At 40.0% G+C, this 12,630-nt stretch carries 8 protein-coding genes and 1 riboswitch; of the genes, 2 read left to right on the plus strand and 6 right to left on the minus strand.

Features of this window, described 5'->3' with window-relative positions:
* Nucleotides 1-121: 121 nt before the first annotated feature.
* From ACLJJ6_RS08515 to ACLJJ6_RS08525, 3 genes are all read right to left on the minus strand, one after another.
* Complete coding sequence (locus ACLJJ6_RS08515) at nucleotides 122-1,363, minus strand: ISL3 family transposase (protein WP_412988180.1); 1,242 nt, start codon at nucleotides 1,361-1,363, stop codon at nucleotides 122-124.
* Nucleotides 1,364-1,567: 204 nt separating this feature from the next.
* On the minus strand, nucleotides 1,568-2,170 hold the full coding sequence (locus ACLJJ6_RS08520; protein WP_412988962.1) for an ECF transporter S component: 603 nt from the start codon (nucleotides 2,168-2,170) through the stop codon (nucleotides 1,568-1,570).
* A gap of 117 nt (nucleotides 2,171-2,287) precedes the next feature.
* A riboswitch (FMN riboswitch) is annotated at nucleotides 2,288-2,412 on the minus strand.
* 73 nt (nucleotides 2,413-2,485) lie between these two features.
* Nucleotides 2,486-2,950, minus strand: coding sequence for a MerR family transcriptional regulator (locus tag ACLJJ6_RS08525; RefSeq protein ID WP_412988964.1), 465 nt, complete (start codon nucleotides 2,948-2,950; stop codon nucleotides 2,486-2,488).
* A 267-nt stretch (nucleotides 2,951-3,217) separates the two neighbouring features.
* Here ACLJJ6_RS08525 and ACLJJ6_RS08530 point away from each other — a divergent pair, with 267 nt between their 5' ends.
* Both ACLJJ6_RS08530 and ACLJJ6_RS08535 read left to right on the plus strand, forming a co-directional pair.
* Nucleotides 3,218-4,699, plus strand: coding sequence for an MDR family MFS transporter (locus ACLJJ6_RS08530; RefSeq protein ID WP_412988966.1), 1,482 nt, complete (start codon nucleotides 3,218-3,220; stop codon nucleotides 4,697-4,699).
* Entirely contained in the window at nucleotides 4,699-5,442 is a 744-nt protein-coding gene (locus tag ACLJJ6_RS08535) for a DUF4811 domain-containing protein (RefSeq protein ID WP_412988968.1), read from the plus strand. Before ACLJJ6_RS08530 ends, ACLJJ6_RS08535 begins: the two co-directional genes overlap by 1 nt.
* 116 nt (nucleotides 5,443-5,558) lie before the next feature.
* Here the strand turns inward: ACLJJ6_RS08535 and ACLJJ6_RS08540 are convergent, their stop codons facing one another.
* The 3 genes from ACLJJ6_RS08540 to ACLJJ6_RS08550 form a co-directional block, all read right to left on the minus strand.
* Nucleotides 5,559-6,650: an ATP-binding cassette domain-containing protein gene (locus tag ACLJJ6_RS08540; protein WP_412988969.1), complete on the minus strand. Its 1,092-nt coding sequence runs from the start codon at nucleotides 6,648-6,650 to the stop codon at nucleotides 5,559-5,561.
* Nucleotides 6,651-6,665: 15 nt separating this feature from the next.
* Nucleotides 6,666-7,481, minus strand: a complete 816-nt coding sequence (locus ACLJJ6_RS08545) for an ABC transporter permease (RefSeq protein WP_412988971.1) — start codon at nucleotides 7,479-7,481, stop codon at nucleotides 6,666-6,668.
* A gap of 86 nt (nucleotides 7,482-7,567) precedes the next feature.
* A complete protein-coding gene (locus ACLJJ6_RS08550) occupies nucleotides 7,568-12,559 on the minus strand; it encodes a CDP-glycerol glycerophosphotransferase family protein (protein WP_412988973.1) in 4,992 nt (1,663 codons plus the stop codon).
* Nucleotides 12,560-12,630 lie beyond the last annotated feature (71 nt).

Raw genomic sequence — 12,630 nt, forward strand, 5'->3', positions numbered from 1 at the left:
TGATTTCAGCTAGTCAAGTTTGGCGACATAAAACGGGCTGGAAATTTTTGGGTCTCTGTCAAATTGTATTGGTGGAGATTTTTGAAAAGCATGTTCACTTCGGTGAATGTGCTTTTTTTGTTTACGCATAAATTAAACTGATACGAATGAAAAAGTTATGAATATTTTGAAAACCAAAACAGCTACGCTTTAACACCTTAATTTTACGATTTAGTCCTTCAATAGGACCGTTGGAATACGGATAACGACAACTATTGAGAACAGCAGGACCATTCTTTATTAAAGTTGAGATAGTAATATCCATTTGGTTGCCAGCCGCCTTGTAGTTGGCAATCAAGGTTTTAAATCCAACCGCATCTTTTTGTTGAATGGCTGTTAGAATTCCTTGATAGGTTTGATACACAGTTTTAAATTCTGGAAATTCATCTAAGGCTAGGTCAATGGCGTTCTGTTGGGTCATGTATTCGTTGATACCGTGTAAATAGATAAGTTTAGTATCATTGACCTTTTCTTCTGCCAAATGGAACAAACGCCATTGAGATTTTAGAATGCGATAAACTCGGGAATGCTTATCTTGAAAAGTATGGATCACACGTGTACGTTCGTTATCCAGTGCCCGACCGGCAAGTTGAATAATGTGGAAACGGTCAATGATGGTTATTGCCTTAGGAAATAACCGATGAATAAAGCCAGCATACTCAGCATTCATATCAACGGTGATTGTTTGAACTTTCATACGTTCTTGAACTGAATAGCGAGCTTCAAAGTAATCAATGATATCCTTACTAAGGCGATCCTTAAGAATCACAATGCGGCGATGACTAACGGCATCGCAACAGTTAAAGGACATTAGATGATTACAGGAACGGAATTCATCAAAACAAAGATTTTGGGGGAGTGTTTTAACACGATAAGCTAAGTGAATATTCGCATTTAAAATGCGTTGAACACTACTTGGTGAAATCCCACAAATCTTAGCGATTTCTTTACTGGTCAGCATATCCCGAGCCAGAACAATTACTTGATGTTTCACATTATGCGTAAAAGTTTCATTACGTTTAACGAGGTTAGTTTGAGCACCACAGGTTTTTAAACACCGTTTACATTGATATCTTTGTCGTTTTAGCTGCATCTCATAACGTCCACCTGATAAGGTTCCCAATCTTAGATGGCCAATGTGAGTTCCATTTTTGATTAGAGATTTATGGCCACAATGAGGACATTTTAAAAGTTGATAGGAAAGGATAGCGTGAACGACATGAACGTGTTGCCCATTGGGATAATGTTCCTTAGTAATCTCAGTTACAGTTAAATTAGGGTCTGTTATTTCGAATAGGCTTAGGATAGAATTAGTTAGGGACATTTGTTTTTCCTCTTTTCGATTTTATTAGGCGATTAAATCGTAACACAAAGAGGGCAAATGTCCTTTTTTTTTTCAAAATAAAAACTGGTATCAGTTATTCACCAATACCAGAAAGTGTAGACCCAAATTTTTCCAGCCCGTCTGCTTCATTGAAAGATTTAATTTTGATTAACGCCATACCTAGCTGATTGAGATGAAAGCACCTTAGCGCCGTGCTTGTCGTGTCACCTGAAAGCGGGTTTGCAACCACGGTACCATCCGCGCATAAATGATCCCAACCGCAATACCGACAATCACACCCTTAATGATATTGAATGGCAGTACACCGTATAACACCATCTTGAGCGTTGAGAGATTAATCTGGAAGCTGACTAACTTAAAGTATAGCGGCAGTAAAACAAATAAATTAGCTAGACTCATGAAAACTGCCATCAGTAACGTCCCCACAACGATTCCCTGAATAACATAACGGACTTGCCGACTGAGTTTTTCACCCACATGTTTTTTGACGGCATAGTAGATTGGTAATGCAAAGCACATCGTGGCTAAAAAATTCGCCACAATGCCAATAATACCTACCAAACTACTATCTTTCGTCACAACATCTAATAGTCCAGCAATTGCGGTGGTTGCGATGCCGGCTCCCGGGCCATAAATTAACATCGTGATTAATATCGGTACATTAGCGAAATCGATTTTCAGAAAAGAAAATCCTGGTAAAACCGGAAAACTAAACAACAGTAAAACATAAGAAATTGCCGCCATCATTGCAATGACGACCAAACGCGTAACATTTTTGTTACCCATGGTGAGACATCCTCCTTAAAGGACTCATCCCGGGTGGATTAACGACTATACTAAAAATGGTCTCTTATGCTGTTGCGGAGCATAAAAAACCAATCGAATTTTCGGTAAGCCAAATAATCCAATCTTCTTTATCTAGACTTTAACTATCGGTATCGGCATTTCACCGATTCAACCACCACAAGGATGGGTCGTGGACTTTATAACCACCGGTCGGGAATTTCACCCTGCCCCTGAAGACGAACCTTATTAACTTTATTTCAAAAACAATACTACACCTTTTGCGGCCAAATAACTACTGATTTGTTGTTCGAGCCATTATGCCTGTTCGTCACTTTCTAATTCTCGCAGCACAAATTCTGCTGGGTGTCCCGAACGAATTACCGCAATTAAATGTTTTTTTTCACTCACGCCAACAACTTGGCCAAAATCGACCTCATAACCATCCGCAATAATCTTAAAGTCCAACAGCCGATCCCCTACTAGGTGCTTAAGCGCATTTGACATTTCTTCGTGCTGGGAAGCTTTTTTGACCGCCATACTTAAGGTATACCCTGAATCGATATACGATTGAATCATACTTACTTTCATTAAGGTTTTGTAGGCATACTTGCGATGCTTGTGTGCATCGGAAGACTGGGCAGGGTGAATATACCCCTTTTTTTCCCAGTAGCGTAATTGTCGTTGTGAAACTCCCGTTGAGCTGGCAATGTCACCAATCCCTAAAAGAAAGTTCCCCTGTTTCATAATTATTTTGACGCGTTGAACAAAATCGTTATTCATGATTGACCTCGATCCCCATTGTTCTCCTCTATCTCTTCATACTTATGACTTAATAATTGTCGTGCTTCTCTCAGCTTTTACGCGAAGCAAATTCATAATGATCCTAAACCAATTTCAATTTCGACACTGACTTATCTAAAAAAGTATTCGTCAGAATAACTAACATTAATTATATATTTTTTTACACTTGTGTCAAATTAGTTGACAAAGAAAATTTAAAAGCCTATATTAGTTCTCGAACATTTTTTTACGAAAGGGAGCTTTATTTTGGGAAAAGCAGTCGATACAAACGGTAAACCCTATAACCGGTCGCTGTTGGTTGTCCTGCTCTTAGTTGGCTCATTCTGTACGGTGCTGAATCAAACGATTTTGTCTACCGCCTATCCAACTTTAATGAAGAGCTTTGATATCAATACTTCGACGGTTCAGTGGTTAACAACCGGATTTATGTTAGTTAACGGAATCATGATTCCAATTAGTGCTTGGTTAACTTCACGAGTTAACTCAAAAATACTTTATGAAGGGGCAATGACCACCTTTTTAATTGGGACAATTATTTGTTATGTGTCACCTAGTTTTGAAATTTTATTAATTGGCCGTTTGGTTCAAGCTTTAGGCGTCGGCATTACGATGCCTTTGCTGCAGACGCTGATGTTATCCATCTTCCCAGCTAACCGTCGTGGTAGTGCGATGGGCTTAGCGGGATTGGTCATCGGGGTGGCGCCGGCGATTGGCCCAACCCTTTCTGGATGGGTAATTGATACTTATCAGTGGCGGGTACTTTTCGGAATGCTGATTCCGATTGCCGCAATTGTCATTATTGCTGGCTTTTGGCTCATGAAGAGTGTGTTGCCGACTAAAAAGTCTAGTCTTGATTGGTTGTCAGCAGCCCTTTCCACTATCGGGTTTGGTTCTTTACTTTATGGCTTTTCTGAAGTTGGAACCAAAGGCTGGGGCAGTACCATTGTGATTATCAGTTTAATCATTGGGGTTATCTTTATTCTGCTGTTTGGCTGGCGTCAGTTAACCATTGACGATCCGTTCCTTGAATTACGTGTTTTGAAGAACCCAGAATTTTCTGTTTCTGCACTTTTAAGTTCCGTTTCCAATATGGCTATGGTCGGTGTCGAAATGGTCTTGCCTCTGTACTTGCAAATTGTCCGTGGAGATTCAGCGCTTGAATCTGGCTTGACGTTGCTGGCCGGAGCATTAATGATGGGTGTCATGAGTCCCATCACTGGCCGCATTTTTGATCGTATTGGGGCGCGTCGCCTAGCCATCACCGGCATGTTTCTCTTAACTGCTGGAACCATTCCTTTTGCCTTCATCACCAGAACAACACCGGTGATTTACATCGTGGTGTTATATGGGATTCGTATGGCTGGGATTTCAATGACCATGATGCCTGTCACAACTGCCGGAATGAATGCTTTACCACTGCATTTAATGAGTAACGGAACCGCAGTCAATAATACTTTACGGCAGGTGGCGTCCTCAGTTGGAACTGCCATTTTGATTAGTATTTTAACCAATGTCACAACCAATCAGTCGCCAAGTAAAGCATTATTGAAATCAGCTCCATTAAGTTATAAAAATGCTTATATGAATGCAACTTTGAGTGGTTATCACGCCGCATTTGCCGCTGCAATTGGTTTTTGTGCGATCGGTTTGATTGTCGCCTTCTTTGTCAGCAAGCGTAGTCCTCGTTCCATCAAACCCGAAGTTACTTTAGATGGAGGTGAAGATTAATGATTATTGTTGCTGCAGTTCTGCTCGCCATTGCGCTATTCATAAGTATGGTCAGCATTCCGAAACCATTTTGGCGAAACGTTATTAGCCTGGCAATTGCGGCCCTGTTCGCCTTAACCTTAAGTTTAATTATGATGAATGATTGTGATCATTTTGGTATGAAGAAGGTCACGACAACCCAAACTTCAGATCTCGTCTCTGTTTCACCATCCAAGCAGTTAAAAATGCTGTTATATCAAGATGTGGGAACATCAAAAAAGAATCGGGTTTACATTTACAAAACCCAGACTTCCCAAAAGAAGCCGAAAACCACTAATCCTGATCCGACTAAGACAACCAATAAAGTTAACACGATCACCGGTACACCACGGTTAGTCACGAAAACCACACGCTGGGTGTACAAAAGTAATGCCTATAAGTTCTGGTTTGGCATTGCCGGAAACAATCATAAGTTAATCCGTCACCGCAACACCTTTGAAATTAACAAAGATTGGTTAACCTTGAGCTCCACACAAGCTAAAAAATTACAGAAATTAGTTAAACAACAATCCGCTTCGATGAAAAAAGAAGCCAAAGCTTATATCACCGCAGCTGTTAAGCAAAGCGTGTCTGCGGCTATGAAGAAAGATCCTGACATGTCCGCAGCAAAACAAAAAGCTTTAACCACTGAAGCGACTAAAAAGGCAACCGCTGCTTATCAGGCCCAAGCAATGGCCAAGTTGATCGCGGAAGTCAAAAAATAAGCAAACAAAAAACTTCGATTTAAGTATCGAAATTTTTTTGTTACCGTTATTTAAATGAGATTATCTGTAAAAGTCCTGACTTGAACCCTTTGCGTTCCGCCACCTTTAACAAGCCATTACTTGAAGTGTTGTGAACTTCCTGTATTAGGGTCTGTCATAGTTGGCTGTAAAAGAACTGATGGGTTGCTGATACTCTTAGTAATGGAATGTCCTGAGACCGTAATCAGTGCAAAAAACATCATGCATAGAAAGGCTAACAGTACCAAAACTTTACTCAACTTAGTCATTTTGCTCGGCAGAACTTCACCATAAAATAATTTATGGGTATCCTTCTCGGCTGTTGATAATGCAACCTGGTCTTTTTCGCTTTTTTCTTTGGCAACTTGTTTTTCATAAGCATGGACATCAAAGTCTAATTGCAGCTGCTTTTTATCTTTTTGATACTTATCGCGTTCCTTAGCCGTCTTCTTTTTAAAATTCGAAGAGAAGTTCTTATAGGCATCGATAACCTCTTTTGTGTTACCAATCATCCGTAATTCGCCAAAATGAATCCAGGCAGTACGATCACAAAGAAGGGCAACCTGTTTTAAAGAGTGACTGACAAAGATAATCGTTTTACCCTCTTTTTTAAACTGTTGAATTTTATCCAAACATTTTTGATAGAACGTATCATCACCGACAGAAAGAGCTTCATCAATAATGAGAATGTCAGGATTAATATGCACCGCGATCGCAAATCCCAGTCGGGAACGCATACCTGAGGAATAATCTTTAACCGGTTGATCAATGAAATTCCCAATATCCGCAAAATCAATAATGTCATCACGCACATCATCAATTTTCTTCAAAGATAAGCCTTGCATTAATCCCTTTAAACGAATATTTTCTAATCCTGTTAAACTCCATTTCAGGCCTGCACTAATAGCTACGATCGAGGTGTCTCCGCGGACATCCACGTAACCCGTAGTTTGCGGAATAATACCTGAAATAATATTAGACATCGTTGATTTCCCAGAACCATTGACACCGATCACCCCGAATGCTTCTCCCGGATTGATGGTTAAACTAATTCCCTTTAATGACCAAAAATGGGGAATTTCGTTATGTTTGGCAATGTTGAAAAATCCACGGAGCTTTTCACTCTTACTGCGATATAAATCATATTCTTTAGTAACATTTTCCAATTTAACTTTATAATTCTCAGACATGATCCTTCTCCATTCCTAAATCAAATCAACGAAGTTAGCACGGAATTTATTGTGCAAGAATGTTCCAAATACCATCACAATAAAAGTAAACGTCCAGAACACAACCGTAATGGTAAGATTTGGTTCTTGCCAAACCCAGCCTTTATTTAGCAGTGATTCTCGCATTCCGTTAATGACGTAGTAGAATGGATTCAGCTCCAGAATTCGGATTAAAAGTCGTGGGAAACTAGAAGTCTCAAAATTAAAAAGGACCCCACTCATGTAAAATAACATTCTCAAAATGGACTGTAATGTAATTTGCCAATCGCGAATTAGAACTGTCACGGTAGAATTAAAAATTCCAAATGCATAAAGCAAGACAATCATACATATAAAGTAGTAGATGAACTGAATCCAAGAAGCAGTTGGATAAATATGATTAACCAACATTAAGAAAACCGAAAATGCCAGCATTGTCCAAAAACTAGCTAAATTCCCCATAATTTTGATTGATGGTAATATGCTAACTGGAAACTTCATTTTGGATGCTAAGCCCACCTGTTGGTAGACACTTTTGGATGCATCTAAGACAGTCTTACTCATATACAACCACGGTGTAATTCCGATTACCATCCATGGTAAGTATGGGACACCTGGCATTGGGTCCCCACGTCTTAATGCAACACCGAAAACAAGATAATAAATTCCAATTTGGATGAGCGGATTTAAGAACTCCCAAGCCAATCCTAAATAATGGCTTTGATAAGTGGCTCTGTCATCAAATTTTGCCATTCTCCGAATAATTTTGAAGTTGGAAAACTGTTCGGAAATTATCTGAAACATCGTATGCATCTTTTTTTGCCTCTCAATTTTTATATAATTTCTCTTTCACATTGTGCCAGTATAACTTTTTAACTTAGTGCCGTCAATTACGTTTATCACGAATGGATATCTTCAGCTCTCACCCACACTGGATTTTGTGTGTCGGAACGCTCGACAACTTGCACGTACGTGTCTCCCACCGCGCGTTGGCGAATGGGATCCTGAATTCGGGCAGCTTGAAGTTGAACATAGTGATGGGTCGCTCTTTGATCATAATTACGCACAAAGGATAATGGTCTTCGCTCCGGTAGATCTCCCCAGAACTGAGAGCCATCCTGAATGACAACTTCTTGTTTCTCCAGAGGTTGTGAGTCAATACCATACTTTTTGTCCTGTAAAACATACTCAACTAACGTTTGGGTTGAGTTACCCGTTTCCCACTGCGTAAATTTATCAACAAATCGTTGGTAACGTTCCGTTTGGGTGTAGTGTTGTGGATTGTGCAGCATATCTGTGAGGACTTGCACCAAGTCGGTATTCGTCTTTACAATCGGCCCTGGGACATTTTCTTCATAGTCGAAGTAAAAGCCTCTGATTGCATCGCCATAATCTTCCAAATCATAAGCAAAGAACAACATTGGTCGTTTTAAGTTTGCATAATCAAACATCACAGAGGAGTAGTCAGTGATTAAAACATCCGCAATCAAGTATAATTCCGTAATATCTTCATAGTCGCTGACATTTATTACCCGGCTGCCATAGTTAGAAAGATCCAGTTGATTTGCGATCAAATAATGGGTTCTGATTAGAATCGTCACGTCTTGCGGGAGCTTTTCAAGCAGCAGGTCCAAATCGAGGTGTAATTTAGCTTGATATTCATCCACTTTGACATACTCATTATCACGCCAAGTTGGTGCATATAAGACAACTTTTTGATCCGTTGCAATCTGTAAATTTTGTTTGATAGTTCCTATTTGACTCAACGAAGGACGCTGCAACACATCATTTCGGGGATACCCACTACTAATCATTTGATGATAAGACTTTCGAAAGGCCCGTTGCATAATCGTATAGGAATATTCATTCGGCGCAACTAGGTAATCCCAGCGTGCGGAATCACGAATAACTTGTTTATGATATCTTCTTTGTGTAACCCCAGGCATTGTGACGTTTTGCACATCAGTCCCGATGGTCTTTAGTGGTGTGCCGTGCCAAGTTTGAATCAATTTTGCATCTTTTGGTTTTTGCCACCTAAATGGTCGTCTCGTGTTGGTTATCCAGTATTTAGCCTGCGCCTGTTTAAAGATCCCCTTATACCCAAAACGCGTAATGTAGGGAATCTGATGCTCCTTAAAGTACGCCACGTTATTCTTGTTGACATTCCAATATAAGCGATACTCAGGATGATTCTTTTTCATATACAAGTATATCGCCTTAGGGCTATCTGAATACTGTGTACCAAAGAAGCTTTCAAAAATCATAATATTTTTCTTCTTCAAGTGTCGGCTCAAGAAATTTAGCAATCGCGATTGCAAATTATTTAACCGGCTAACACGTAAAATCTTCTTCCAGAAGAGATGTTTCACGATGGATCCCTGTTCCGTAGGTTGTAACTGAAGCATTCGTTCCGAAATTTCTTTGCTGGCGGTGCCTTCACGGCCAAATTCACAGAATTTATCATAGAAAGCATCCATTTTGTTGGCGTAAGTTTGCTGCAAAACCGGCAGTTTCTGGAGCCAAGCGACAATTTCTTCGGTGTTTTCCACAATTGGTCCTGGAACCGTCTCGTCATAATCAAGGTAAACTCCACGATTATCGCCATTCAAGTACCAATCTTTGTCATAAGCAAAGAAGATCATTGGTTTCTTCAAATAACCATAATCAAACATGACTGAAGAATAATCCGTAATCATCACATCACTAATTAAATACAAATCCGCAATGTCTGGGTAGTCACTGGCATCAAAAACAAAACCGCTGTGATCTAAAAATGACATGGAATGTGCGACAAAGTAATGTAACCGGACCAAGACAACATACTCATCACTTAATTTTTCACGTAACTTATCTAAATCAAGCTCAAAGTCGAAGGTATTACTGTTACTTCTAAATGTTGGTGCGTATAAAACGACTTTCTTATCCAATGGAATGCGGAGCTTATTTTTAATTGCCATAATATACTGCTGATTGTTATGCGCATACAAAGCGTCATTACGCGGAAATCCAGATTTAGCAACCTCTTGCTTATAATCGAAAGCCTTTACTGCCGTTTCAGCCATATAGGTGGAAGGAACGGTCAATAAATCCCACCGGTCATTTCGAATCGCAAAGTTACGCTGTACCCGGCCAGAAGCATGCTTAAAATGCGGTTCATCAAAGCCCATTGTTTTCATGAACGTGCCATGCAACGTTTCGACTTCAATTTGACCAGCACGTTTTGAATACTGATTTGGGAAGTTAGTATTTTGGACAAGATACTTTGCCCTTGCCATGTAGTACCAGTACTTAAAGCCTAATCGCTTAACGACCTTACCGTTGCCTTCAATAGAAATCTGATCATTGGTTAAAATCCAGACAAACTTCAATTCCGGGTGATTTTCACGCAAATAATCGTAAATTGCCTTGGGACTACCGTTAAAGTATTGGCCCCAATAACTCTCAAAAATAACTAATTTTTTATCAATCGGGAGCAAACGCATCAGTGGATATAGGATGGAATAGCTAATCCCCCGGCGCAGTTTAGTCCGGTCCATCCAAAAGGCCACCTGTGTTACCTTCAACACAGCAAAACCATCTGCACTTTGTGTCAATGTGAAAGTCGCATTTTTGGTCTGCTGGGGAGCTAATTGCTCCATCCGATGATTAGCATCGAAGACCCGTACCCGAAGATTCATGTTAGTACCGTGCAACACAAAGTAGATTTTGTAAGAGCCGCCAAGCACCTGTAATTTTTCCTGTTGCAGCAGTGGCAGGGTTCCAACAAAACCTTCAGCACTCTTTTCAACATGGCCAATAGATAAGTACCGATTTTTTTTATTCGTGGATAAGAGTTCAATCGTTCCCGTGCCATCTAAGTCCAAGTTATCAAATGCTGCTTTATTCGCGATTTCCAGTACTAAATTACTTTGAGCCTCGTCTTCTTGCCACTCAGCCCGCAAAATTTCTGCAATCTGTGTTTCTTTCATTAACCAAATATCACTTGAACCCTGATACGAAATGAAGATATTTTGCCCCTCAATGGTCAAAATTTCATTTTTCTTCGCATGATTAATGGCGTATTCAATCGGCAGGTTAGTAGCTGTATCGATCATCGCCAGCTTTTTCATGACACCTTGATTGGCTTGAAATTCATCCAAGTCGATCAAAAAGTCTGCCGCAAGGCCATCATGGTAACGTTTGTCCAAACGACCAATTTCCTGACCATTCAACCGTAGCGCCGGCTGCAACGCTTCGTTTTGAAGCGCGAAGGTCAATTTTAAGGAACGGCCCGCAACCGCCACTCCAAGCAGCGAATTCATTCCTGCCGTTTCTGTTCGGCTAGCTACATTTAAAACTTCTTTGACCACAAAAACTAATTCCCAATGTTTGTTGAATTTCTGAGAAACATTCAAGTGGGTCGCTTCGTCAGTAAACGCATGCATCTTACCGCTGCGCCGAACGGGTTGTCCAGCAAAGGATTCCAGCGTTTGTCCATGCGTATTTATCACGATCTTGAGTTTCCACGAACCTGCCCCTAAAGTGCGAAGGGCTTCCGCAAAGTCAAACTGGACAAGATAGTGGGCATAAGGTTCCGGTTGTCGTTTTAAATGAAAGTTTCCTGCTGATTGAAACCGGTGAATTTGAACTTGTCGTTCTTTGCCCGTTTCGATATTTACCAATTTAGCAACTAGCTGCTCATTTAAATTATGGGAACTAAACCAAATCCGGTGTAATTTATAATCCGTCGGCTGGACGTAACCCTCGATCTGAACGCTCTTAGGGTCATTATCCAAAAGCTTTACCGATAGTAACTTGTTTTTCACTTTTTGGTTTTTGGCATCCTTCAATTTAGGAGTGAAAAAGTGGTGGATGAAACGTTTGGATAGCTTCCCTTTGAATCCAGAATATGAGTAACGCTTCAATTCGGCAAAATTCCCACTTAACAAAGCCTTGTACTGCGATTGCATTTTAATAGATAATTGGGTGTATAATTCGCTATCAATAAGCTGCCAGTCTCTCAAAAAGAGATAGGTTGCCCGTTGAAAGTCCATTATAAAATTTTCGTCGGCATCTGCAATATCATCCATAAAAAGGGGAATATCAATTTTTAACACTTTGATATAAAATTCCTGCAGAATCGCGGGGCTTACCTGCTGGCTGATAAAGTAGTCACGCACCATATTCAAAATTTTCAAGCGATCGCCATAAGGTTTCATGGCGTTTTTTACTTGCGTGATGGATTTGCTGTCACCATCACGCCAACGCCAACGGTAGACCACATTTGAAAGCACATCAATGCTGGTTTCTTGGCTAGCGATCGTAAAGGCTTGCATTACAAACGGAATATCCTCATATAACATGTTGGCCGGAAACTTCATTTGATGCTCGCGGACCATTTTCAAGTTATAAAGTTTATTCCAACTAGTGGAATCATAAACTAATTCAGGATTTTGTTCCAAATTTGTTTTCTGAATGGTATCCGAAATCGCGAATTTATGTAGATAGGAAGGTTTATCCCGATTTTTGTCAAACCTTCTTACAAATCCGGTTGCCACTTGAGAGTGAGTCTCAGTTACGGAACCGACCAAATTTAAATAGGCATTCGCTGGAACAATATCGTCACCATCAACAAATGCAATGTATTCCCCTTTAGCAAGACGAATCCCCTTGTTTCTTGTATCACTCAACCCTAGATTGTGTTCATTATGGTAAGCGAAGAAGTTATCGTATCTTTCTCCATATGCTTCAACCAATGATGCTGTTTTGCCATCATCTGTTGAACAATCATCAATTAGAATAACTTCGATTTTTTTATAAGTTTGATTAGCTAGCGAATCTAAACATTCCGCTAAATATTCTGAGACGTTATAACAAGCAACTACAACACTAAGTAAAATTGACTTTGCCATATCTATTTAAACAACCTTTCAACAAATCCCTGTAAAATACTTTGTTACCTTAACTAAATAAATTTATCACT

The organism is Pediococcus siamensis, assembly GCF_047220215.1.
Taxonomy (GTDB): Bacteria; Bacillota; Bacilli; order Lactobacillales; family Lactobacillaceae; genus Pediococcus; species Pediococcus siamensis.

Coding starts and splice junctions, on each gene's coding strand:
- ACLJJ6_RS08540 (WP_412988969.1), bottom strand. CDS start 6,650: ATGTCTGAGAATTATAAAGTTAAATTGGAAAATGTTACTAAAGAATAT.
- ACLJJ6_RS08515 (WP_412988180.1), bottom strand. CDS start 1,363: ATGTCCCTAACTAATTCTATCCTAAGCCTATTCGAAATAACAGACCCT.
- ACLJJ6_RS08525 (WP_412988964.1), bottom strand. CDS start 2,950: ATGAATAACGATTTTGTTCAACGCGTCAAAATAATTATGAAACAGGGG.
- ACLJJ6_RS08535 (WP_412988968.1), top strand. CDS start 4,699: ATGATTATTGTTGCTGCAGTTCTGCTCGCCATTGCGCTATTCATAAGT.
- ACLJJ6_RS08545 (WP_412988971.1), bottom strand. CDS start 7,481: ATGCATACGATGTTTCAGATAATTTCCGAACAGTTTTCCAACTTCAAA.
- ACLJJ6_RS08550 (WP_412988973.1), bottom strand. CDS start 12,559: ATGGCAAAGTCAATTTTACTTAGTGTTGTAGTTGCTTGTTATAACGTC.
- ACLJJ6_RS08520 (WP_412988962.1), bottom strand. CDS start 2,170: ATGGGTAACAAAAATGTTACGCGTTTGGTCGTCATTGCAATGATGGCG.